This window comes from Rhizobium ruizarguesonis, assembly GCF_017357285.1.
Classification (GTDB): Bacteria; Pseudomonadota; Alphaproteobacteria; order Rhizobiales; family Rhizobiaceae; genus Rhizobium; species Rhizobium ruizarguesonis.
In genome coordinates this window covers 370,701-393,755 of sequence record NZ_CP071679.1, presented here as the reverse complement: position 1 = coordinate 393,755, position 23,055 = coordinate 370,701, and the positions used below count along the sequence as shown (strand labels likewise).

Below are 23,055 nucleotides of genomic sequence, written 5' to 3'. Positions count from 1 at the left end.
GCGCTACATGCTATGTATTCGTATTTTCGTATATCTCGGCCGCGGCCGTCATCTCCTCAGGTCCCTCGGTCGCTGCAATCCCGCATCTGTGGGCGTGCCCTGGATCCTCCTCCCATGCGACGGTGTGGCCCAGCTTGATCTCATCTGGGCGCACCCGGAGCGTCTTCGGCGAGGTACACCTCAATCAACTCATCGACGGTGGTTTCGGCGACGAAACCCAGTTGCACCGCGCGTTCCGGCACAAAGGATTTCGGCCATCCGGCGACGATCCCTTCGATGACCTCGTCGCGGCGGCGATCGATCAAGTCCGCCGCCTCGGGACCAGCAGCACGGCGCAAGGCGGCAATCTGGTCGGCAACGGTGGCGGCAACGCCCGGCATGGTGAGCGTGCGCCGAACACCCAGAGCCGATGTGTCGAGCGTCGCAGCATGGATCAGGAATTTGATGGCGGAACGCGGGCTCGCCAGCCAGTGTTTGACGGTCTCTTCGACCGGAAGAACAGCCCGCTGGCCCGCGAGCGGTTCACGCAGGATTCCCGAAAAGAAACCTGATGCGGCGGCGTTCGGCGCACCAGGCCGGATCACGATGGTCGGCAGCCGAATTCCGACGCCGTCAATGAAGCCGCGCCGCGAATAGTCGGCAAGCAGAAGCTCGGATATCGCCTTCTGGACTCCGTAGCTGGTGAGAGGTGCGAGCACGTAGTCGTCGGGAATCGGATCCGGAAATGGCGAACCATAGACCGCGATCGACGAGGAGAATACGAACCGGGGAATATAGGCTTGGCGGGTTCCTTCCCGGCGGATCGCTTCCAACAACGATCGCGTGCCATCGAGATTGACCCGGTAGCCGAGTTCGAAATTGCGCTCGGCTTCGCCGGAAACGATCGCCGCGAGATGGAAGATCACGTCGGCCCGGCGAGCCACCAGGGCTTCCGCCATACTGCTTTCGGAAATATCGGCAGCCAGCGCTTCCACCGGCCAGGAGACGCCTGTGGGTACCGGCGGAGGCGTGACATCGGCGAGCGTCATCCGCGTGATCGCATGGCCGTCGAGGGACCCGCTGCGCCCCAGTGTGGCAGCGAGCTTGCGGCCGATCATTCCTCCCGCCCCGATGATGAGAATATGCATTGTGTTCCGTTCCTGTCTTGGACGTCTCGGTCCCCGGCTCAGCGGCCGGAGCGTTTCTTCATGCAAAGCAGATCGCGCTTCGCCTTGCTGCGCGCTACGAAAAGAGCAGTTTGGTCGTCGTATAAATACGGGTTTCGTGGATCGCGAAGGCGGCGGATGCGGCGTCAGGATCCCGCGTCTCCAAGCCAGCGAGGATCATCCAGTGATCGGCAATGCTCGAGGCGATGCTCCCGGGCTGCGAAACGACCCGCCTTCGATGGCTCAACAGATAGGAGTAAAGGTCGGCGGCCACATCAGCCAGCACCGCGTTGCCGCTGGAACGGTAGATAGCCGTGTGAAATTCCCGGTCGCAAATCAAAAAACGGACAGGATCGTCACACGCGGCCTCCTGTGCTGCAATCGACTTTCGCAGATACTCAAGCGTTGAAGGCTCGATCTTGACGGCTGCAGCCCTTGCGACCTGTGCTTCGATAAGAAGCCGCGCCTCATGAACGTCGTCAAGATTGTAGGCCGCAATGTCGCGATACCGCGCAGCTTGGACAGCCAGTTCGCCGACGTCCACCGATGCCACCACGGTTCGCATTCCATGCGCAACGGAGAGGATTCCGCGGGTGGAAAGGATGAGGATCGCGCCACGGACGGTTTCGCGGCTGACCGAGAGCGCGGAAGCCAGTTCGCGCTCACCTGGCAGCGGATCGCCCACCTTGAGAATGCCTGTTGCAATGAATGTTGTGATCTTCTGGACGACGAAGTCTTTCGTCGAGGTCTTCGGCGCCCCGCCCAGCGTCGCAACGTCGTCTTCGAGCATCGCTCGGACATCCATTGCTTTCCCCTCCTCGCCCATGGCTCTACTGGTCCGGTTAGTGGACCAGTAGAGCTGAGCTTACGAAGGTTGTCAACGCTTCATGTCCGCAACCTGGTCAATCGATATCATCAGCACCGAGTTCAAGCCGCTTTGGAGATTCTGCCGAGGCGCTTGATCGCCTGTTCCAGCGGTCGTTTGCCGTCCCCGTAATTTTCCCAGGCAGAGGACTTCGACAGCAGCGCCGGGACGGTGCGGATGGTGAACCGCTTGGGATCCAGATCCGATTTGACCTGTGTCCAGGTCAGCGGCATCGAGACCGTGGCACCGGGCCGGGCACGCGGCGACAAAGGTGCTACTGCCGTGGCCATGCGGTCATTGCGCAGGTAGTCGAGGAAGATCCGGCCATCCCTCAGGCTCTTCGTCATCTTGATCAGATAAAGCTCGGGATTGTCGCGCGCCATTTGCTGGCAGACGTCATGCGCAAAGCCCTTTGCTTCCGCCCACGAAAGCGGCTTGCGCTTATTGATCGCAAGCGGAGTGACAACGTGTAGACCCTTGCCGCCGGTCGTCTTGCAAAAGCAGATCAGGCCCAGCGCGTCGAGACGGTCCCGCATTTCCCGGGCCGCTGAAACGACCGCGGAGAATGGCACGTCCGGACCTGGATCAAGGTCGAAGACGAGCCGGCCCGGCACCTCAGGCTTATGCGGTTCGCAATTCCAGGGGTGTAGCTCGACGGCGCCGATCTGCGCGACGGCAGCAAGGCCTTCGACACGGTCGATCTGCAGATAGGGCTTCTTGTCGCCAAAGACCTTGACCAGTTCGAGAAGGTTCGAGGTGCCGGGCATCGCATGGCGCTGGAAAAATTGCTCGCCGCCGATCCCGTCGGGCGTCCGGATGATGGAACAAGGACGTCCCCTGATGTGCTCGATCAGCCAGGAACCGACGGCTTCGTAGTAGCGGGCCAGTTCCTCCTTTGTGACGGGTTTGCCGTCATTGGCATCCGGCCATAGCGGCTTGTCCGGATTGGAGATCAGCACGCCCATGACCTCGGCCTTGGCGCCTTTTCCGCGAACCGCCCTGGCCGTCACCTCCGCCGCCGGCTGCGGCAGGTCAGTCCGTGCGGGCTTTGCCGGCCGTTCGGCCCTGACCTCCCTGGCCGGCTTGTCTTCCCGCAGTCCCTTGAAGGCCGCCTGCCGGACAATGCCATCAGCGGTCCAGCCCGCGAATTCGATTTCCGCCACGAGCTCGGGCTTCAGCCAGGTAACCTCCGGCTCTTTCTTCGGCGCGCCGTTGCCGGTGAAAGGCGACTTGGTCGTCTCCAGCGCCCGCAGCTTCGGAAGCAAGGCCTCCACCTTGTTCGCACCATAGCCGGTGCCGACGCGGCCGACATAGGCGAAGTGATCGCCGCGGTAGACCCCGACCAGCAGGGATCGGAATTTCCCGCTGGTCTTGGCATAGGCGCCGATCACCACCTCATGGCCGACGCGACATTTCGACTTCGCCCAGCTTTCGGTACGGCCGGATTGATAAGGTGCATCCGCCTGTTTGGAGACGATGCCTTCCAGTGAGAGCTTGCGGGCAGACCGGAGGACTGCATCACCGCCGGCATCGAAATGCTCGACGAAACGGATGCGCAGATCATTGCCGGCATCGGACAGAAGGCTTTCAAGCCGCGCCTTGCGCTCGACGAGCGGCAAAGATCGCAAATCATCGCCTCCCTCATAGAGAAGATCAAATGCGAAATAGACGAGTTCGCCGGTCTTGCCTTCCGACAGAGCCGCCTGCAGGGCTGCGAAATCCGGAGCGCCGTTATGGTCGAGGGCGCAGATCTCGCCATCGATGATCGCATCGGGCAGTCCCGATGCCGCCTCGGCGATCTCGGGATATTTGCCCGTCCAGTCGAGTCCCTTCCTCGTCTTCAGTGTCACCTCGCCATCCAGCACACGCAACTGGATCCGATAGCCGTCGAACTTGATCTCATGAATCCAACCTGTGCCGGCGGGCGGACGCTCCAGAGTCTGGCAGAGCTGCGGCGCAATGAAATCCGGCAGATCGACCGTGGTGGCCGGTTTCGATTTCCGGCCGGCTCTGGCGTCCTCTTTTCGCTCTTCGGCAGCCAGTCCGCGGTTGCTATCCCAGACCGCATCAGCCTGAACATCGCCGTCCTCGACCATGAAAGGCTTGGGCTTTCGGCCCTTGCCGGCGGCAATCTTCTCCATGGTACGGCCGGAGGCAACCGAGGTGTCATTCTCCTCCAGGATCGCTTCACCATTGTTTTCGACAGAGAACGCATCGTGGTGTTTGATCAGCAGCCAATTTGTCCGCTTGCCGCCGTTGCGATCATTGCGCATGCGCACCAGCACGAAGCTGCCGTGCAGGCGCTTGCCCTCCAAGGTGAACTTGAAGTCGCCTTTTGCCAGCGCCTGCTCCGGGCTCTTATTTCCTTCCGGTTCCCAATAGCCCCGATCCCAGAGCATGACCGTGCCGCCGCCGTACTGACCTTTCGGAATGGTGCCTTCGAAGTCGCCATAGTCCAGCGGGTGATCCTCGACCTCGACTGCCAGCCGCTTGTCGTGCGGGTCGAGGGATGGGCCTTTGGTGACAGCCCAGGATTTAAAGACGCCATCGAGCTCGAGCCGCAGGTCGTAGTGCAGCCGGGTGGCATCATGTTTCTGGATGACGAAGCGACGGCGATTGCTACCGGCGAGCTGCGTATCGCCGCTCGGCTCCGCCGTCTTTTGAAAGTCGCGCTTCGACCGATAGGTCGATAGTTTATCACTGGCCATGGTCGTTCCCGAAAGCAGCCCCGACAGCGAAATGCCGGCTGGCGGCTGGAAGTTCCATCAGGGTGCTCCTCCAGCCGTCAGCGGATGAAACGGCTGGGATAGACGAGAAAAAATTTCTCGGCCTCGCCGCATCGTTCTCTTGCTTGAAACGTTAATTGCTACCACCGGGATGCAAACATGCGCGCTGATCAATGGCTTTCTCTTCTCATCATCGCGCTGATGATGGGCGCGTTCCTGTGGGGTCGTTATCGATACGATATAGTCGCCGTAAGCTCCCTTCTCGCTGCAATCATTGTCGGCATTGTCCCCGCCAAGAATGCTTTTTCCGGCTTTTCCGACGACATTGTTATCATCGTTGGCAGCGCGCTTATCGTCAGTGCGGCGATATCCAGATCGGGGATCATGGATGTCGCCTTGCGCAGATTTTCTCCCGAACGACGCGGGCCACGGATGCAGCTGATCATTCTGGTTGCCATTGTCGCAGCCCTGTCGGCTTTCATCAAAAACATTGGTGCGCTGGCGATCATGATCCCGGTCGCTGTGCAAATGGCCCGGAAATCACGCGTATCACCGTCGATGTTCCTGATGCCGATGTCTTTCGCCTCTCTGCTCGGAGGACTTATGACGCAGATCGGCACGTCGCCAAACATCATCGTTTCCCGGGTGCGCGAGGAGATCACCGGGCAGCCGTTCATGATGTTTGACTATACGCCTGTCGGCCTGGCGCTCTCGGTCGCCGGCATTGTCTTTCTGGCGCTGTTCTACAAGCTGCTGCCTGAAAGATCACGGGTCGAAACGTCGATGGATGAGGCGGTGGCGATCAAAAACTACACGACCGAGGCCAAGGTCACCACGCCATCAGGGGCGATCGGGCGGTCCGTCAGCTGGCTGCAGAAGCCGGCGGGCGGCGATGCGATGGTGACTGCGATTATCGGTGGCAACGGCCAAAGACGAACGCCCCTTCCCGACACGGTGCTTAAGGATGGCGACCTTCTTATTATCGAGGGGGAGCAGAGCGCCCTCGACAAGATCGTCAGTGAAGCCAAGCTTCAACTGTCCGACCGTAAACACGAGCCTGAGACACGCCAAGATATCAGTTCTGTTGAAGCTATCGTTGGCGAACATTCCCGATTGATCGGCGTCAGCGCAAAAGACGTTTCTCTCTTCCACAATACCGGGCTCAACCTTCTTGCCGTCAGCCGCCGCGACAGGCGCTTCACCGAGCGCCTGGGTGAGATCAAGATCCGCAATGGCGACGTCGTGGTCTTGCAGGGCGACTTGCAGAAACTACCGGATCTTCTTCGCGAATGGGGATGTTTGCCGCTGGTCGAACGAGATATGAAGCTCGGCAACGCCCGCAATGGCATGATCCCCGTCATTATCCTGATGGCAACGATGGGGGCGACAGCCTTCGGGGGCATTCCCGTCGCGACAGCGTTTTTCGCCGCCGCTTTTCTGATGGTGATCACCGGATCCGTTCCTTTGCGGGAAGTTTATCAGCATCTCGATGCGCCCATTCTGATCATGCTGGCCGCTCTCATTCCGATCAGCGACTCGCTTAGGACCACAGGAACCACCGACATCATCGCGGACCTCCTCTCGCGAACCGCCGAAATGCTCCCGCCCTTCGGTGCTTTGGCTCTGATCCTGGTTGCGGCCATGGCCGTAACCCCGTTTTTGAACAACGCAGCGACGGTTCTGGTCATGGCACCGATCGCCGCGACCTTTGCCGAGAAGCTGGGCTTCAGGCCAGATGCCTTTCTGATGGCGGTGGCAATTGGAGCCGGCTGCGACTTCCTCACCCCCATCGGACACCAGTGCAACACGCTGGTGATGGGACCGGGCGGATATCGATTTGGTGACTACGCCCGACTGGGCCTGCCGCTGTCGCTCATTGTGGTGCTCGTCAGCGTGCCGATCTTGTTGTTGGTCTGGCCGATCTGATTGCACCTGACACCGGACGTTGCGGTGACCGATAGGAAGTTTCGAAGCAGAGATGTGTTCCTCACGCGGCGACGTCGGGAATAGGCAAGCCTAGGATCTCGGCATGTTTGCAAAGCTTTTGCCAAGCTGCATCGCCGACCGGCACGCCCTCTTCCAACGCCGAGCGGCGCTTTCGCGCTGCGCTGTCGCCCGGCATGCGAACGGGGCCATTGTTCCAGGGCGCCGGAGGATTGCTGCGGCAGGCAGAGGCGAGAAAGTCAGATTGCGCCGTAAAGGCATCGAGCCCGGCAAAAAAGGCGGGATCGATGACCTGAAGGAAAGCGCTTTGCGAAAACACACCGGACGGCGTGTTGGCCCGTCCCTTGCCGGAAAGCCCCTGCCCCAGCAACTCGACGATCAGTCCGAGCCCAAAGCCCTTGTGTCCCTTCAGCTGACCGCCGAGAGGCATCATTGTCCCACCGCGTTCGGTCACCTCGCGCGGATCATCGGTCGGCTCGCCTGCGGCAGTGAAAGCCCAGGCTTCAGGAAATTTCTTGCCGGCCTTCGCCAGGTTTTGCGTCATGGTCGTGGTGGTGATCGAGGCCGAGACGTCGATCAGGATCGGATCCGCAGATGTCGGGAATCCGGCCGCCATCGGGTTGGGCGTCAGAAGCGGCTTCGTGCCGCCATAGGGCGCAACGCGGCTCGCCGCGGGATGCGAGACCGACAGCTGTACGATGAGGCCCCGTTCGGTCACCTGCCGCATGAAGGCTGAAAGCGCGCAGGTATGGTGGCAGTTGCGGATCGCGGCGGTGACGACGCCATGATCGCTGACCCGTTCGCAGGCCTGCTCGATCGCCTTCGTCAGCAGCCATGCGCCCGGCAGGTATTTGCCGTCCCAAACAAAGGCTGCGCCGCGGTCATTGACGACCTCATAGCTGCCGGACTTTGCCAGCGAGCCGTCTTCCAACGCCTCGACATACCAGTTCAAAAGACTGACGCCATGGGTATCGTGGCCGATCATGTCGCCTTCCACCAGGACGGTGGCAGTCGTTTCGGCCTTGTCGGCCTCCATGCCGGCGCGGGTCAATATCTGCTTTGCGAATTGAGTCAGGGCAATGCGGTCAATCAGGGGCATCGGCATTTCTCCCTCACGTCATGGAAAGCACGGGCCGCTATTTGCGGCGGCCCGTGGTTAAGTGCGGCATACCGGCTTACTTGAAGCGGATCTGCGACAGCTGCAGTTCGGAATTCGTCGCGATCGTCGGCTTGAAGTCGAGACGCGGCGAGACGCGGGTGAAACCGACCATGTGAAACATCGGGATGTCGGCGATGATTTCGGTGTTCACCTTGGCGAAAAGCTCCTTCCAGAGTTTTGTGCGCTCGTCGCCGGTGGCAGACGTCGCCTTGGCGATCAGCGCGTCGACGGCGGGATCGCGAACCATGGAGTGGGAACCGTCGGTCGCGTATTTCACGAATGCGGTGAAGACGGGGTCGCCGGTCGCATTGTCGTGCTGCGACTGGGTCAGCGTCGGACCGGAATCGGCGACAAAGGGTGCAACGAAGTAGCCGTTCCACACGGAAACGTCATACATGTCGAGCTTTACGTTCAAGCCGACGTCCTGAAGCATCGCCATCATCGCTTCCATCGCTTCGGTGGCGTTTGGATACTGCCCATTGCGACCGATGATGCGGATCTCCCGATCGACCGGGACGCCGTCAGCCTTCGCTGCTTCGACCAGTTGCTTTGCTTTTTCGGGATCGTAGGACCAGGCGGGGATATCGCCATTGTAGCCGATCGTGGTGGGTACGACGAGCTGTGTCGCGATCTTTGCCTGTTCGGGGAACAACGTTCCGAGCATCGCCTGACGATCGATGGCGAGGTTCATCGCTTCGCGGATGCGCCGGTCGTTGAGGGGTGCTGCGCGCGTATCGATGCGCAGCGATGTCGTCTCCGAATTCGGGTAGGCGAAATCGGTTTCCTTGTTGGTGGCATCCTGTACGGAGACGGCCGGAACGATATCGGCTTCGCCGGCATCGACCATGGCGGCAGCAACGGCGCTGTCGGAGCGGAACAAATAGGTCGCCTGTTCGACCTGCGGCTTTTCCCCCCAATATTCCGGATTGCGTTTCAGCACGATCGACTGGCCGATATCCCATTTGTCGAACGTATAGGGGCCGGTGCCAATCGGCTTGCGGGTGAATTCGTCTGCTGGCGTCGCATCGGCCGGTTCCACAGCCATCACCGTCATCAGAAGCGGAAGAATCGGTTGCGCCGGCTTTGTCGTAATCCGGATCGTGTTGGCATCAGGCGTCTCGAAGCTGAACTCCGTGCCGCCGAAATATTTGCCGCCGGTCTCACAGCTGAGCTTCTTGTTTTTGTTGCGCTCGATGGTGAACTGGACATCTTTAGCGGTGAACGGTTTGCCATCGTGCCATTTGACATTCGGGCGTAGCTTGAACTCCCAGGTGTCGTCGTCGATCTTCGACCATTCCGTCGCCAGGCGGGGTTTGAGGCCGCCATTGACGTAGTCGAATTCCACCAGCATCTCGTTGACGTTTTCAGAAATGACCCGGCCGACGTCCTGGCGCGCTGCCATACAGGGCTCGACGACATCAACGGTTTCGGCAAGCACAACAGTGACGTTGCTCTTGGCATCCTGCGCCAGAGCCGTGCCGCCGCTCAGCGCGAGCACCGTTGTTGAAAAGCAGGCAGCTAACAAATGTAGTTTCATTTCGTTCTCCTCCCATGCGCCTTTGGCGCTCCTCACAGTGAACTGCGTCCCGTTTCCGGTGCTCCGGCATCTATCTCCTCAGTAGTTCTCTAAAGCACAAGTGCACTAATATACTAGTTGGCGGCAAGCTTCAACTCCAGCGCTCCGAAGCGGGGAGCATTCAACCTTGGCCGGGACGCGAAATTTTACCTTGCCGAAGCAATCAGTTCGCGCATCATCTCGACTTCCTCGTCGGTAAGATCCGTCAATGGTGCCCGCACCGGTCCCGCTTCAAAGCCACGCAAACGCACGCCTGCCTTGACGGCGGAAACCGCATAACCGGCCTTGCGATCGCGAATACGGGCAAAGGGATAATAGAAATCGCGCAGCATCTGTTCACAGGCCGCGTCGTCACCGGCGAGGAATGCCTTGTGGAATTTCAATGCCGTTTCAGGCACGAAATTGAAGACCGCCGAGGAATAGGTCGGCATGCCGGCGCCGCGATAGGCCTGGGCAAACAGTTCGTGCGTCGGCATGCCGCCGATATAGGAAAGCCGGTCCCCGAGCGCGATCGTGACGCGGCGCACCGTATCGATATCACCGGTACCGTCCTTGAAGCCGATCAGATTTGGGCATTCGTCGGCAAGCTGAGCAAGCTGCTCGGCCGAAACCCGCGCCTGGCCACGATTATAAACGATAACGCCCATATTGGTGGCCTTGCAGACGGCCCGTACACGCGCAGCAATGCCATCTGCCGGCGCCTCGGTCAGGTAATGCGGCAGCAGCAGAATGCCGTCGCCGCCGGCCGCCTCGATCTCGCGCGCCATGTCGCAGGCAATCCGCGTGCCGTAGCCGCATCCGGCAATAACAGGCGCATCGCCAGACACGGCGCGGGCGGCCTTCACAACCTCAACCACCTCGCCGGGCGTCAGCGAGAACAGCTCACCAGTGCCGCCGGCAACGATCAGGCCGGCAACGGGGTAGGATGACAGCCATTCCAGATGCGCTGAAAACGGCCTGGCTGCAAACCGATCCTCGGCATCGAAAGGGGTGACGGGAAAGGACAGCAGGCCGTTGCGAATGATTTCGCGAAGTTCCGTCGGGGCAATCAATTTGGCACTCCTCGATTTCAGCTGCGCAGGTCTTGCGGCAGCAGGTCGGCGGGGAAATTCTGATAGGCGACGGGGCGCAGAAACCTGCGGATCGACATGGTCCCGACGCTGGTCGCGCCGAAATTGGTCGAGGCCGGGTAGGGTCCGCCATGCACCATGGAATCGACAACCTCGACGCCGGTTGGGAAGCCATTGACCAGCAATCTGCCCGCCTTCCTTTCGAGGACCGGCAGCAGGTCGCGGGCGAGGCCAAGATCGGCATCGTCCATATGAATCGTCGCGGTCAGCTGTCCCTGGAAGCTTTCGGCAAGGGGGAGCATCTTTTCAGGCGAGCCGACGCGTACGACGAGGCCGAGAGGGCCGAACACCTCTTCGCTGAGCGAGTGATCGGCAAGCCAGGCCGCGCCGTTGGTCTCGAACAGGCTCGGGGCTGCGTCGCGGCCAGCACTCTCTGCAGCGAGAACCGGCGCGACGGCATTGCTTGCCCGCATCCGGTCGACACCTTCGTGATAGGCCGTAGCGATGCCTTTGGTCAGCATCGTCTGCGGCGCCACCTTCTCAAGAGCCGACTTGGCAGCACTGGTGAACCTGTCCGCCTCCGGCCCGTCGACGACGACGGCGATACCGGGGTTGGTGCAGAACTGGCCGGCACCAAGCGTCAGTGAACCGGCCCAGCCGGAACCGATTGCCTCTGCCCTCGCGGCGGTAGCGGCCGGCAGCAGGAACATCGGATTAACGCTGCCGAGTTCCCCGAAAAAGGGGATCGGCTCAGGGCGCTGGGCGCAAAGGTCGAAGAGCGCACGGCCGCCGGCAAGCGAGCCGGTAAAGCCAACGGCTTTGATGGCCGGATGCGTCACCAGCGCCGTTCCGACATCACGGCGGCCCCCCTGGATCAGGCTGAAGACGCCGGCCGGCATTCCAGTGCGCTCGATAGCGGCTGCAATCGCCTCGGCAATAATCTCACCTGTGCCGGGATGGGCTGAATGTCCCTTCACCACGACCGGGCAGCCCGCGGCAAGTGCTGCTGCCGTATCGCCGCCGGCCGTCGAGAATGCCAGCGGAAAATTCGAGGCGCCGAAGACGGCGACGGGGCCGATCGGCCGTTGGACCAGACGGATCTCGGGCCGCGGCGCCGGTTGCCGATCGGATTGCGCCGCATCGACGCGAGCGTCGAGATGCGCGCCCTTGCGGATATGGTCGGCAAACAATCTGAGCTGGCCGGTGGTGCGAGCGCGTTCGCCGTTGAGCCGGCCCTCCGGAAGCCCGGTTTCCTGTGTTCCGATGTGGGTGACGGCCTCGCCGCGCTTGTCGATCTCCTCGGCGATTGCCTCAAGGAAAATGGCCCGCTCCTCGCGTGTCGTTGCCGAAAATGCTGCAAAAGCAGCTTCGGCGGCGCGGCAGGCGCGGTCGACCAGTTCCGTTGTGCCGACGGCAAAGTCATGTGCCTGCCCATGCGCCGGCTCGGACCGAAATGTCGTCGTTCCGGCGATCCACTCGCCGGCGATGAAATGCCTGCCTGAAGGGGTCCAGCTCATTGTTATTCTCCTTGGCGGAGCCTCGCTCCGTCCTGATGCGTGAAGTGTTGTCTAAGGTGCGCCGCCTTAGAACAGGATGATTTTAGGCCAGGTCGGCCTAAAATCTGAATCCTGTTCTAAATTATATAGTGAGAGCATCATGTCGTCCGAAAACCGCTTACACTTTTCGGCATCATGCTCTAGCGGCCTTTCACCTTCCGCCATTCGGCAAAGAGCGTCAGATTGCTTTCGTCGGTGGCCGGGTAGAGGCCAATGATCGTGTGACCTTGCTTGACGCGCTCGGTGACGAAATCCTCGTAAGCGGTCATCTCTACCGCTTCATCGGCGATCTCGTCGGCGATCTCGGCAGGGATGACGATCACGCTGTCGTCGTCGCCAACCATGATGTCGCCCGGGAAGACCGCCACATCGCCACAGCCTATCGGCACATTGATGTCGATTGCCTCGTGGAGCGTCAGGTTCGTCGGGCTGGAGGGACGATTGTGATAGGCGGGAATATCGAGACCACCGATGGTCATGGCGTCCCGGAAGCCGCCATCGGTGACGACGCCGGCGCCGCCCCGCATCATCAGGCGGGTAATCAGGATATCGCCGGCAGAGGCTGCGCGCGGATCCTTGCGGCTGTCCATCACCAGAACAGAGCCTTCCGGGCACGTCTCGATGGCAAGCCGTTGCGGATGTTTCGGGTTTCGAAAGACGTTCATCGCATTGCGGTCCTCGCGCGCCGGCATGTAACGCAGCGTGAAGGCCGGGCCCACCATATTGCGGCCCTTCGGCTGCACCGGCCGAACATCCTGGACCGTCTGGTTTCTCAGGCCGCGCTTGAACAGTGCCGAACAGAGCGTCGCGACGGAGACGCCCATCAGCTTTTCACGGGTTGCGGGGTTCATCTTTCCTTCTCCTCGTTCCAATTCAGACGCCGAAGCTGCGCGTTTCCACGGTCCAGTCACGGGCTTTGCCCGTCAGGCTGCAACCAAGCCCCGGACGGGCCGGCACGATCATTCGGCCGTCCTTGATCTCGAGTTGTTCGTTGAACAGCGGCGCCAGCCAATCGAAATGCTCTACCCATGGCTCATGCGCATAGGCAGCCGCCAGGTGCAGATGGATTTCCATGGCGAAATGTGGCGCCAGGCGCATGCGTTTCGCCTCGGCGTGTGTGCAGATGCGCAGAAAGGGCGTGATGCCGCCGACCCGCGGCGCATCCGGCTGAATGAAGTCGACCGCATCGGCCCGGATCAGCGCCATGTGCTCGTCGGCGCTGGCCAGCATTTCGCCGGTGGCGATCGGCGTGGCGAGTTCGCGTGCCAGTGCCGCATGGCCCTCGGCATCATAGGCATCGAGCGGCTCTTCGATCCATTCGAGGTTGAGCGGTTCGACCAGCCGGCCGAAGCGCAACGCCGTCGTGCGGTCCCATTGCTGGTTTGCATCGACCATCAGCGGAACACGGCCATCGATATGGCTGGTCACGGCACCAAGCCGGCGAAGGTCGATCATCGGGTCCGGCTGTCCGACCTTGATCTTGATGCCGCCGATACCGGAGGCGATCGAGTGGTCGATGGCATCGCGGATTTCCTCGACGCTCGATGACAGGAAGCCACCGGAGGTGTTGTAGCAGGCGACACTGTCGCGATGGGCGCCAAGCAGTTTTGCAAGCGGCAGGCCGGCGCGTTTCGCCTTCAGGTCCCAGAGGCAGATGTCGATGGCGGCGATTGCCTGGGTCGCAATGCCGGAGCGGCCGACCGAGGCCCCGGCCCAGCAGAGCTTGTCCCAGATGCGCGCGGTATCGTTGGGATCTTCGCCGATCAGGTCGTCGGCAAGCTCGCAGGCATGTGCATAAAGGGCAGGTCCGCCTGCCCGCTTCGAGTAACTGAAACCGAGCCCACTATGGCCAGCCTCGGAGACGATCTCGCAAAACAGAAAGGCCACCTTCGTCAGCGGCTTCTGTCGGCCCGTCAACACCTTGGCATCGCTGATCGGCCGCGCCAACGGCAGGTAGACGAGCGACAGGGTGACCGATCGGATGGCGTCCAGCTTGGACGGACCGGCAGCGAAGCCAGCCTTGGGAGGCTGTTCCGGGATCGTGCGTCGATTGGGATCAAACATCGTGGTGCCTCAGTTGATGGCCGGTTCCGGCGTCTTGCCACCGAATTCCGTCGTCAGGAAATCAAAGTCGCAGCCTTTGTCGGCCTGCTCGATATGGCTGGAGAACATGAAGCCGTAACCGCGCTCGTAATGCCGCGTCGGCGCCACCCAGGCGGCCCGCCGCGCTGTGATCTCTTCTTCGGAAACCAGCATATTGAGGCTGCGTGCCGGAATATCGAGCTCGACCATGTCCCCCGTTCTCAGCAGCGCCAGAGGCCCGCCAACATAAGATTCCGGTGCGACATGCAGCACGCAGGCGCCGAAACTGGTTCCGGACATGCGGGCATCCGAGATGCGCACCATGTCGCGCAGGCCGAGCTTCAACAGCGCCTTCGGCATCGGGATCATGCCCCATTCCGGCATGCCCGGTCCGCCCTGGGGGCCGGCATTGCGGAGCACGAGAACCGTCTCCGGCGTCAGCGGGTAGTCGGGATCATCGATGATCTTCTTCATCTCCGCATAGCTGTCGGCGACCAGCGCCGGGCCGCAATGGCGGTGGAATTTCGGGTCGCAGGCCGCTGGTTTGATGACCGCGCCGTCGGGACACAGGTTCCCCTTGAGCACGGCCAGCGAACCTTCGTGATAGACCGGGTTCGACAATGGCCGGATAACGTCGTCATTGTAGATCTTCACCTGGTCGAGGCCATCCACCAAGGGTTTGCCCGTCACGGTGATCGCGGTGGGATCCAGCTTGTCCCCGAGCTGCTTCATCAGGGCGCGCAGGCCACCCGCATAAAAGAAATCCTCCATCAGGTAGGTCGAACCGGAAGGCCGGATGTTGGCGAGAACCGGCGTCGTGCGACCGATGCGATCGAGATCATCAAGCTCCAGCGGGACGCCGGCGCGCCGCGCCATGGCGATCAGGTGAATGATCGCATTGGTGGAGCAGCCGGTCGCCATGGCGACCGTGACCGCGTTGTCGACGGCCGCAGGAGTGATGATCTGGTCCGGCGTCAGATCCTCCCACACCATATCGACGATGCGGCGGCCGCAGGCCGCTGACATGCGCTGGTGGTTGGCGTCGGCTGCCGGAATCGAGGATGCGCCCGGCAGCGTCAACCCCATGGCCTCTGCGATCGCCGTCATCGTCGACGCCGTGCCCATGGTCATGCAATGGCCATAGCTGCGGGCGATTCCGCCTTCGATGCCCTGCCACTCCTCCTGGGTGATCGTGCCGGCGCGGCGCTCATCCCAGTATTTGAAGCCGTCGGTACCGGAGCCCAGCGTCTTGCCTGCATAGTTGCCGCGCAGCATCGGGCCGGCGGGCAGATAAATGAAGGGAATGCCCATGCTGACCGCGCCCATGACAAGGCCTGGTGTCGTCTTGTCGCAGCCACCCATCAGAACCGCGCCATCAACAGGATGGCTCCGCAGCAGTTCCTCGGTCTCCATCGCCAGCATATTGCGATAGAGCATCGTGGTCGGCTTGACGAAGTTTTCGGAAAGGGAAAGAGCGGGTAGCTCCATGGGGAACCCGCCCGACTGAAGAATTCCCCGCTTCACCCATTCAGCGCGTTCACGGAAATGCATGTGGCACGGCTGGGCATCGGACCAGGTGTTGATGACGGCAATGATCGGCTTTCCCTGCCAATCCTCCGGCGCGTAACCCATCTGCATGGTCCGCGACCGGTGGCCGAACGAGCGCTGATCATCTGGCAGCATCCATCGGGCGGACCGCAATTGCTCGTAGGTTTTCCTCGCGGTCACGGCTTTCTCCCACCTTTTCGCTTGTTTATCTCAGCGTTTGTACAAACTGATATTTTAGTTTGCCATATATATCAATGGAAAGTTTGCGTTCTTGTGCATTAGGTCGTGCAAAGCTATGAATGGGACTGAAAAGGATGCCTCACATGAATTCCCAATTCGCCTCCACATTCGGCCTGACCGCGCCCGGCTTTCCGGTCGTTGCCGGCAGTACGGTCCAGCGGGTCTATGATGATCTGCGAAAGCGCATAATCACCATTCAGCTGCCGCCGGACACCACGCTGTCGCGCACCGAGCTCACCGAGACTTATGAAGTCAGCCAGACTCCCATCCGTGACGCATTGCAACTTCTCAAGCAGGAGGGTCTGGTTCGCATTTACCCGCAGTCCCGCACTGTGGTGACCAGGATCGACGTTCTGCAAATTTACGAGGCGCATTTCCTTCGCGTGGCACTGGAAACGGAAGTCTGCCGCCGCCTCGCAACAGATCCGGACCCGGATCCCAGCGTCATCACCCGCGCCCGGTCGATCATCAAGATGCAGGCGGCAGTTGCCGACGACGCCGATCAGATTGCGATCTTCCAGGAGCTCGACGAGCTCTTTCACCAGACATTGTTCGCAGGCGCCAAGCGTAGCAGCCTCCACCAGCTGATCCGCGAGCGGTCCGGCCATCTCGAGCGTATTCGTCGCCTGCATCTGCCCGAGAAGGGCAAGATCGTCAGCATTCTCGATGGGCACCACGCCATCATCGATGCGATTGCCGCTCGCAACGAACAGGGTGCAGTCGACGCGATCCGTGAGCATCTCAGCCAAACCGTCGCAAAAGTGGAAGACCTCAGGAAGGAGTTCCCGGATTATTTCGTCTGATCTGCAGCGCCGCGGGTTTGCCGGAGTCAATTGACCGGCGTCAGCAGCGGCCTGCCTGCGAAGAAGGCGGCAAGGTTGTCGACCGTCAATTGCGCCATCCTGTCGCGCGTTTCCTCGGTACCGCTAGCGTGATGGGGATAGAGCACAACGTTGTCGAGCGCTGCGAAGCGCGGATCGGGATTGGGTTCGTCGAGGTAGACATCGATGCCGGCCGACGCGATCCGCCTTTCCTGCAAGGCCTTAATCAAGGCCGGCTCGTCGACCACGGTGCCCCGGGCAATGTTGATGAAGCTGCCCGTCGGTCCGAGCGCATTCAGCACGTCCGCCGAAATCAACCCTTCGGTCGAGGCCCCGCCCGGCGTCGCGACGATCAGGATATCGGCCCAGTCCGCCAGTTTTAGCGGCGCGTCGAAATAGGCAAAATCGTTGCCAGCCTTCTTCGTCCGCCCATAATAGCCGACCGTCAGCCCGACAGCTTCGCATCGCTTGGCAATCGCCATCCCTATGCGGCCGAGGCCGACGATCCCGGCCTTCTTGCCCGACGTCGATGTCGTCAACGGCATCATGCCCTTCCGCGCCCAGTCGCCGGAGCGCACATAGCGGTCGCCTTCCGGCAGGCGCCGGCGTGCCGCCAGCATCAGAAGCAATGCCATGTCGGCAACGTCGTCGCACAGCACCTCGGATGTGTTGGTGAGCTTGATGCCGCGCCGTGTCATCGCTTCGACATCCATCTGGTCGTAGCCAGCCGAAGAACAGGCGGCAAGCTTTAATGCCGGCAATTTCGAAAGCAGGGCTTCGTCAATCGTCACATGGCCGTTACAGACCAGCGCGGAAGAGATCGGGCCGGCTTTCCGCAGGAGAGCATCCCGCTCTTCGCCTTTGACAAGATCCAGCCGGTGCAGCGTGTAGGTCTCCTCCAGCATCGCCATCTGACGGGGCCGGAGCGGATAGGCGACGATAACATCGGGCTTCATGCGGAAACGAGTCCTTCCTGTATGTGGCGGGCAGCGCGTCGGGTGGCCTGGACCTCCGGATCGGGATCGAGGCTCGCGGCAAGAAGCGCCTGCGTGTAGGGGTGGGAGGGTGCGTTGAAGATCTGTTCCACCGGACCCTCCTCGACAATCTCGCCGGCCTTCATGACGATGACACGATCGGCGAAATCGCGAACCACCGGCAGGTCGTGTGCGATGAATAGGTAGGACAGGCCGAATTCGCGACGCAGGCCCTCAAGCAAGGCAATCACCTGTGCCTGGATCGATACGTCGAGCGCTGAAACCGCCTCGTCGCAGATGATCAGTTTCGGCTCCATGGCCAGCGCCCGGGCGATCGCGATGCGCTGGCGCTGACCGCCGGAAAACTGATGTGGATACCTGTCGGCCATATCCGGCTTCAGGCCAACCTTGACCAGCAACTCGGCCACCCTCTCCTTCCATCTCGCTTTCGGCAGGATATCCGGGTGAATGACCCAGGCCTCGGAAATCAACCGGAACACGCTCATCCGCGGGTTCAGCGACTGGGTGGGGTCCTGAAAGACCATCTGCAAATCGCGACGCAGTCCGAATATTTCCCTCGGGGTCATCGCAAGCAGATCGTTGCCGCGGTAGAGAACCTGTCCCTCCTGCGGATCGTCGAGCCGAACGATTGCCCGGGCAAGGGTTGACTTACCGGAACCGCTCTCGCCGACAACGGCAACGGTTTCGCCGGGCATGATGACGAAGTCCACGCCCTTCAGCGCCTGGAATGCGCCAAAACTCTTCTTCAAGCCGATGGCGCGCAGCAGCGGTTCGCCCTGCCGGTCACGCTCCTGCGCCATTGCACCCTTCCCGGGTGCGGCGGCTATCAGCTTCTTCGTATAGGCGTTCTGCGGGTTGCGATAGACTTCGGCCGCATTGCCGGTTTCGACGACGCAGCCGGAATTCATCACCACGACCCGGTCGGCGATCTCGGCAACGACGCCCAAATCGTGGGTGATCAGCAACAGGCCCATTCCGGTTTCCTGCTGCAGCTCCTGCAGAAGTTCGAGCACCTGCGCCTGCACCGTAACATCAAGCGCGGTGGTGGGCTCATCGGCAATCAGGATATCGGGCTTGCAGGCGATCGCCATGGCGATCATCAGGCGTTGCCGTTGTCCGCCGGAGAATTGAAACGGATATTTTCGCATCGCCGCCTGCGGATCGGTTATGCCGACACGGCCGATCAATTCGAGCGCCCTCGCACCGGCACGCTCCGCCGACTGACCATGCGTCGTCATCATTTCGGTGATTTGCCAGCCGACCGGATAGACCGGATTGAGATGGGCGAGCGGATCCTGGAAGATCATGGCAATCTTGGCGCCGTTGATCGAGCGCCGCTCCTCGGGCGTCATTTTCAGCATGTCGCGCCCATTGAGGAGAATGGTACCGCTGGTGATCTTGCCGGGTGGCATGTCGATCAGGTTCATGATCGCCGAGGCCGACACGGACTTGCCCGAACCGCTTTCCCCGAGGATCGCCAGCGTCTCGCCGCGATCGAGATGCCAGCTGACATCCTGCACCGCCTTGACGGTACCGCTGACCGTGTGGAACTCGACCGAGAGGTCACGCACTTCCAAAAGATGTTCAGCCATTTTTCCTGCCCCTCATTTCAAGGCGCCAGCGTTGCGTCGGATCGAGTGCGATACGCAGCCAATTCGACAGAAGGTTCAGCGACAGCGTCGTCAGAATGATTGCAAGGCCCGGCCAGAATGAAAGCCACCAGGCATTGGTGAGGTAGGGTCGTCCTTGTGCAACCATCAGACCCCAGGTGATCTCCGGCGCCTGAATGCCGATCCCGAGGAACGACAGCGAGGATTCCGCCAGCATGACGAAGGCGAAATCCAGCGTCGCGATGGTCACCAGCGTGGGGAAGATCACCGGCAGGATGTGATGGAAGACAATGCGCCAGTACGATGCTCCCATGACCTTCGCTGCCTGCACGAACATCCGCTCGCGCACTTCCAGCACTTCGGCGCGCGTGGTGCGCAGATAGATGGGAATGCGGGTGATCGCCAGGACGAGGACGATATTGGTGACCGAGGGCTCGAGCATGTAGAGCACGATCACTGCCAGAAGCAGCGACGGAAAAGACATAATGACGTCGCCGAGGCGCATGATCCATTGAGCGGCGGAAGAGCGGCTGTAACCTGCGACCAGCCCGAGCGCCGTACCGACGACAGATGATGCGAGCACGGCTGCCGCGGCAACCAGGATGGTGTTTTGCGCCGCCACGATGGCGCGAGCAAGAAGCGGCCTGCCCAGCGCATCGGCGCCGAGGACATAAAGCGATCCGCGGGTGATATCGAACGGCGGCGCATTTCGGCCCCGCAGGTTCTGCTTGGTGGCGACGGCCTCCAGCAGGAACGGGCCAAACAGCGCACAGAGAAGAACGATCAAGAGGAACAGACCCGCGAAGAAAGCGAGCTTGTCCGCCCACAGCATCGTCAGCCAACGCTCGATCGGGCCGCTCGGTTTTTTCTCGGCAAGGATTTGTGTGTCGGTCATCGTCATCGCTCAATACCGGATACGCGGATCGAGCAGCGCATAGGCGATGTCGATCAACAGGTTCATGATGAAGATCGCCAGTGCCGAGACCATGATGACGGCCAGCACGACGGCAAAATCGCGAAGCAAAATGGAATCGATCATCAGCTTGCCGATACCAGGAAAGCCAAACACCGTCTCGACGACAACGGCACCATTCAAGATGGCGGCCGCCTGGTCGCCGATAACGGTGATCACCGGCAGCATGGCGTTGCGCAATCCATGAATGAAGATGATTGAGTTCGAGCGGACCCCTTTGGCGCGGGCCGTCTTCACATAGGCGGAAGAGAGAACACTGATCATCGAGCCGCGGACCACCTGCAGGATCAGGCCGAAGGGGCGGATGAACAGCACGCTGACCGGCAGGATCCAGTGCCAGAACGTTCCCGTTCCCGATGTCGGCAGGACATGCAGTTTGACGGCGAAAATGACGATCGCCACGATGGCCAGCCAGAAATCCGGTGCCGCAGCGCCGATCAGCGAGAAGAAAGTGGCAAGACGGTCGAAGACGCCGCCGACGCGAAACGCCGCCAGCGAACCGATGACGATCGCGGCGACCGTGACCAGCGCCATGGTGATGGCAGCTAGCCAGAAGGTCCAGACGAAGGCCTCCAGCACGACATTCATGGCCGGACGAGCCTGTCGCAGTGACTGACCGAAATTGCCTTGGGCAAGATCCGAGACATAACGGCCGAACTGCATGATCAACGGATCGTTGAAACCGTTCATCTCACGGAATTGCTGGCGCATTTCCGTGGTCGCATCGATCGGCAGATAGAGGTCGGTCGGATCGCCCGTCAGCCGGGAGAGGAAGAACACGATGACGATAAGCACCACGAGCGATACGCCACTGGCGATCGCGCGTTTGCCGATGAAACTCTTCATGCCACTCCTCCCGAGTGAACCCCATAGGGGCCGTGATGTCCGGTTTTCGTCTGGGCCGAAGCCGCCTGTCATACCCCTCCGGCAACAGGCACGGCTCGACTAACAGTCGCTATAACTGAAATATTAGTTCATCTAAAATTTTTGTGAACCCCAAAAATTGTCAGGGCTTATCAACCGGCGGCTTGCGTCGCCATGTCATGCCGCGGGTTCCAATAATGGCCGCGCCGATGATCACCACCGCGCCGATCCAGGTCTGTGCCGCCGGCACTTCCGAGAAAAATGAGAAAGCCATGAGAGCCACGACGGGCAGTCGGAGAAAGTCGAGCGGTGCCAGAACGCTTGCAGCCGCCATGCCGAAGGCACGCGTGATCAGCGTCATGTTCAGTGCGCCGAGGGCTCCTTGCATTGCAAGCAGCCCGAGTTGGCTCCAAGTAGGCATTGACCAGACCGGCAGCATAACGATCACGCCAAGCGGCACCGTCGTTATCAGATTCCACGCAACCAGCCGGTCGGCACTATCCCTCAATGCCATCCGCCGCAGCATCAATTGGCTGGCCGCCGTCAGGACCGCTCCTGCCAGTGCAAAAAGCAGCCACTGATCGAAACCGGACGCTCCAGGGCGAATAATGATCATGACGCCGACGAAGCCCGCGACAATGCCAATTACGCTGGACACGCCGACACGTTCCTTGAGCACCAGCCACGCACCGAGAACGAGAAACATGGGCATGGTGAAATTGATTGCCGTGGCATCTGCTAGTGGCGCGTGTGCAAAGGCGACGAACAAAGCAACCAACGAGGCAAGCTTAAGCCCCGCGCGCAGGACATGCAGAACACGATAGGGTGAGGCTTTCAGGTCGACCCGTGACACGATCCAGGGCGTGACGACAAGAAGTCCGAAAAACGACCGGAAAAAGCCGATCATCAATGGATGCACGTCGCCGGCCAGCAAACGTACGATGACTGCGTCGAGGCTATTTAAAAAGGCGGCGGCCACCATCATGCATACGGCAAGACCTTTGCGACCGGGCTGCGTCACGCTTCTTCCGATCGAACAAAGGCAAACCCTGCTATATCGGCCATTCGATAAAGCTGCACGTTGAACCGGCAATCCATGAGAAAAAAGAGCCTTCCTGGCGTGTTTGCCAATCTCCGGGCGCCCAGCGTTTGCCGCGCCGTAGACCGCGCCCCGCCAAGGGCCGGCAGCATCCATTATCCGTAACGCGAATAACGGCTTTATCTCAATCCATCAGCTACCGTCCACACTGACGGAGCGAATTGCTTGCCGGACCGCTCTTGCCCACTGGCGTCAATTCGCAAGACTGAGAACGCTTTCACGCGGAAAGGACGACTGCCAAGCTGAAGCATGCCGCACAAAAGTGCGCAGCCGTCTTGCGATAATGACATGTGTTGGAAATGAAGACCTAAAGTGCGAGGAGCGAATTTGGAAGATTACGGCGCGCTTTAGTGGATCACTTCCCTTGGCTTCGTCCTGTTCGAGAACTGGTGGACGAGCATGATGCCCTGCTCAAGCAGCAACTCGGCCGCCTGCAGATCGCGCGGCGTGAGATCGCCGGATAGTCCGCGAATCGTATTTGCGACGCAGATGGAGTTGGCGACGAAGCGGGTATCGCCCTCACCTTCTGCCTCCTCGGCCGTTGCTTCCAAGGCGTCGGCGACGGTGTCGAGTAGGCTTGAGCGTTCGATAAGTGTCATGTCGTTCAGGGTTTTGGAAATGCCGTTCATGATTGTCTCCTCGCGGGTGCCCAAGGCGGATCGCTGCGCCGATTTCTCCATTTCAGTCACATGGCGATGACTGTCAGATAGGATGGCTGTCTTCAGAAGCAACTCATGGCTGCCGCGCACCTCATGCATGAGTGCAGCGAGATGGGGACGGCT

18 protein-coding genes are annotated in these 23,055 nt (G+C 60.8%); 2 read left to right on the top strand and 16 right to left on the bottom strand.

Going from position 1 to position 23,055, the window contains the following annotated elements:
* Positions 1-140: 140 nt before the first annotated feature.
* The 3 genes from denD to ligD form a co-directional block, all read right to left on the bottom strand.
* The gene (gene denD / locus J3P73_RS26350) at positions 141-1,127 is read right to left on the bottom strand and encodes a D-erythronate dehydrogenase (protein WP_130687342.1); all 987 of its coding nucleotides are present in this window, start codon (positions 1,125-1,127) and stop codon (positions 141-143) included.
* 94 nt (positions 1,128-1,221) lie between these two features.
* Positions 1,222-1,950 (bottom strand): FadR/GntR family transcriptional regulator, encoded by a 729-nt coding sequence (locus J3P73_RS26345; protein WP_130687343.1) that lies wholly within the window; start codon positions 1,948-1,950, stop codon positions 1,222-1,224.
* A 122-nt stretch (positions 1,951-2,072) separates the two neighbouring features.
* On the bottom strand, positions 2,073-4,718 hold the full coding sequence (ligD, locus tag J3P73_RS26340; RefSeq protein WP_207580015.1) for a DNA ligase D: 2,646 nt from the start codon (positions 4,716-4,718) through the stop codon (positions 2,073-2,075).
* Positions 4,719-4,895: 177 nt separating this feature from the next.
* On the opposite strand from ligD, the gene J3P73_RS26335 reads away from it, so the two are divergent.
* Positions 4,896-6,662, top strand: a complete 1,767-nt coding sequence (locus J3P73_RS26335; protein WP_130687345.1) for an SLC13 family permease — start codon at positions 4,896-4,898, stop codon at positions 6,660-6,662.
* A 61-nt stretch (positions 6,663-6,723) separates the two neighbouring features.
* On the opposite strand, the gene J3P73_RS26330 is transcribed toward J3P73_RS26335, so the two are convergent.
* The 7 genes from J3P73_RS26330 to araD form a co-directional block, all read right to left on the bottom strand.
* The gene (locus J3P73_RS26330) at positions 6,724-7,785 is read right to left on the bottom strand and encodes an Ldh family oxidoreductase (protein WP_130687346.1); all 1,062 of its coding nucleotides are present in this window, start codon (positions 7,783-7,785) and stop codon (positions 6,724-6,726) included.
* Positions 7,786-7,855: 70 nt separating this feature from the next.
* Entirely contained in the window at positions 7,856-9,376 is a 1,521-nt protein-coding gene (locus J3P73_RS26325) for an ABC transporter substrate-binding protein (protein WP_024321444.1), read from the bottom strand.
* Between the two features lie 185 nt (positions 9,377-9,561).
* Complete coding sequence (locus J3P73_RS26320; RefSeq protein WP_130687347.1) at positions 9,562-10,467, bottom strand: 5-dehydro-4-deoxyglucarate dehydratase; 906 nt, start codon at positions 10,465-10,467, stop codon at positions 9,562-9,564.
* 17 nt (positions 10,468-10,484) lie between these two features.
* On the bottom strand, positions 10,485-12,002 hold the full coding sequence (locus tag J3P73_RS26315) for an aldehyde dehydrogenase (NADP(+)) (protein WP_130687348.1): 1,518 nt from the start codon (positions 12,000-12,002) through the stop codon (positions 10,485-10,487).
* A 179-nt stretch (positions 12,003-12,181) separates the two neighbouring features.
* Positions 12,182-12,892, bottom strand: coding sequence for a ribonuclease activity regulator RraA (locus J3P73_RS26310; RefSeq protein WP_130687349.1), 711 nt, complete (start codon positions 12,890-12,892; stop codon positions 12,182-12,184).
* A gap of 22 nt (positions 12,893-12,914) precedes the next feature.
* Positions 12,915-14,105: an L-talarate/galactarate dehydratase gene (locus J3P73_RS26305; RefSeq protein ID WP_130687350.1), complete on the bottom strand. Its 1,191-nt coding sequence runs from the start codon at positions 14,103-14,105 to the stop codon at positions 12,915-12,917.
* A 9-nt stretch (positions 14,106-14,114) separates the two neighbouring features.
* Positions 14,115-15,851, bottom strand: a complete 1,737-nt coding sequence (gene araD, locus J3P73_RS26300) for an L-arabinonate dehydratase (protein WP_130656443.1) — start codon at positions 15,849-15,851, stop codon at positions 14,115-14,117.
* A 143-nt stretch (positions 15,852-15,994) separates the two neighbouring features.
* Between araD and J3P73_RS26295 the strand changes: the two genes are divergently transcribed.
* Positions 15,995-16,714: a GntR family transcriptional regulator gene (locus tag J3P73_RS26295; protein WP_018480299.1), complete on the top strand. Its 720-nt coding sequence runs from the start codon at positions 15,995-15,997 to the stop codon at positions 16,712-16,714.
* Between the two features lie 26 nt (positions 16,715-16,740).
* On the opposite strand, the gene J3P73_RS26290 is transcribed toward J3P73_RS26295, so the two are convergent.
* The 6 genes from J3P73_RS26290 to J3P73_RS26265 all read right to left on the bottom strand — a co-directional run bounded on the left by J3P73_RS26290 (position 16,741) and on the right by J3P73_RS26265 (position 22,902).
* On the bottom strand, positions 16,741-17,688 hold the full coding sequence (locus J3P73_RS26290) for a 2-hydroxyacid dehydrogenase (RefSeq protein ID WP_024321451.1): 948 nt from the start codon (positions 17,686-17,688) through the stop codon (positions 16,741-16,743).
* A complete protein-coding gene (locus J3P73_RS26285; RefSeq protein ID WP_130687351.1) occupies positions 17,685-19,319 on the bottom strand; it encodes an ABC transporter ATP-binding protein in 1,635 nt (544 codons plus the stop codon). Before J3P73_RS26285 ends, J3P73_RS26290 begins: the two co-directional genes overlap by 4 nt.
* On the bottom strand, positions 19,312-20,238 hold the full coding sequence (locus J3P73_RS26280) for an ABC transporter permease (RefSeq protein ID WP_197726881.1): 927 nt from the start codon (positions 20,236-20,238) through the stop codon (positions 19,312-19,314). The genes J3P73_RS26285 and J3P73_RS26280 overlap by 8 nt, the downstream gene beginning before the upstream one ends.
* Before the next feature lie 3 nt (positions 20,239-20,241).
* Positions 20,242-21,156, bottom strand: a complete 915-nt coding sequence (locus J3P73_RS26275) for an ABC transporter permease (RefSeq protein ID WP_130687353.1) — start codon at positions 21,154-21,156, stop codon at positions 20,242-20,244.
* A gap of 160 nt (positions 21,157-21,316) precedes the next feature.
* Positions 21,317-22,159, bottom strand: a complete 843-nt coding sequence (locus J3P73_RS26270; protein ID WP_130687467.1) for a DMT family transporter — start codon at positions 22,157-22,159, stop codon at positions 21,317-21,319.
* A 461-nt stretch (positions 22,160-22,620) separates the two neighbouring features.
* Positions 22,621-22,902 carry a hypothetical protein gene (locus J3P73_RS26265; protein ID WP_026238468.1) on the bottom strand — a complete coding sequence of 94 codons (282 nt, stop codon included), beginning with the start codon at positions 22,900-22,902 and terminating at the stop codon, positions 22,621-22,623.
* Positions 22,903-23,055: the final 153 nt, after the last annotated feature.

Excerpts from the sequence above, each read along its gene's own strand:
- J3P73_RS26305 (WP_130687350.1), bottom strand. The coding sequence starts at position 14,105 with ATGTTTGATCCCAATCGACGCACGATCCCGGAACAGCCTCCCAAGGCT.
- J3P73_RS26310 (WP_130687349.1), bottom strand. The coding sequence starts at position 12,892 with ATGAACCCCGCAACCCGTGAAAAGCTGATGGGCGTCTCCGTCGCGACG.
- J3P73_RS26330 (WP_130687346.1), bottom strand. The coding sequence starts at position 7,785 with ATGCCGATGCCCCTGATTGACCGCATTGCCCTGACTCAATTCGCAAAG.
- ligD (WP_207580015.1), bottom strand. The coding sequence starts at position 4,718 with ATGGCCAGTGATAAACTATCGACCTATCGGTCGAAGCGCGACTTTCAA.
- J3P73_RS26315 (WP_130687348.1), bottom strand. The coding sequence starts at position 12,002 with ATGAGCTGGACCCCTTCAGGCAGGCATTTCATCGCCGGCGAGTGGATC.
- J3P73_RS26345 (WP_130687343.1), bottom strand. The coding sequence starts at position 1,950 with ATGGATGTCCGAGCGATGCTCGAAGACGACGTTGCGACGCTGGGCGGG.
- J3P73_RS26295 (WP_018480299.1), top strand. The coding sequence starts at position 15,995 with ATGAATTCCCAATTCGCCTCCACATTCGGCCTGACCGCGCCCGGCTTT.
- J3P73_RS26325 (WP_024321444.1), bottom strand. The coding sequence starts at position 9,376 with ATGAAACTACATTTGTTAGCTGCCTGCTTTTCAACAACGGTGCTCGCG.
- J3P73_RS26275 (WP_130687353.1), bottom strand. The coding sequence starts at position 21,156 with ATGAAGAGTTTCATCGGCAAACGCGCGATCGCCAGTGGCGTATCGCTC.
- J3P73_RS26265 (WP_026238468.1), bottom strand. The coding sequence starts at position 22,902 with ATGAACGGCATTTCCAAAACCCTGAACGACATGACACTTATCGAACGC.
- denD (WP_130687342.1), bottom strand. The coding sequence starts at position 1,127 with ATGCATATTCTCATCATCGGGGCGGGAGGAATGATCGGCCGCAAGCTC.
- J3P73_RS26280 (WP_197726881.1), bottom strand. The coding sequence starts at position 20,238 with ATGACGATGACCGACACACAAATCCTTGCCGAGAAAAAACCGAGCGGC.
- J3P73_RS26290 (WP_024321451.1), bottom strand. The coding sequence starts at position 17,688 with ATGAAGCCCGATGTTATCGTCGCCTATCCGCTCCGGCCCCGTCAGATG.
- J3P73_RS26285 (WP_130687351.1), bottom strand. The coding sequence starts at position 19,319 with ATGGCTGAACATCTTTTGGAAGTGCGTGACCTCTCGGTCGAGTTCCAC.
- J3P73_RS26335 (WP_130687345.1), top strand. The coding sequence starts at position 4,896 with ATGCGCGCTGATCAATGGCTTTCTCTTCTCATCATCGCGCTGATGATG.
- J3P73_RS26270 (WP_130687467.1), bottom strand. The coding sequence starts at position 22,159 with ATGATGGTGGCCGCCGCCTTTTTAAATAGCCTCGACGCAGTCATCGTA.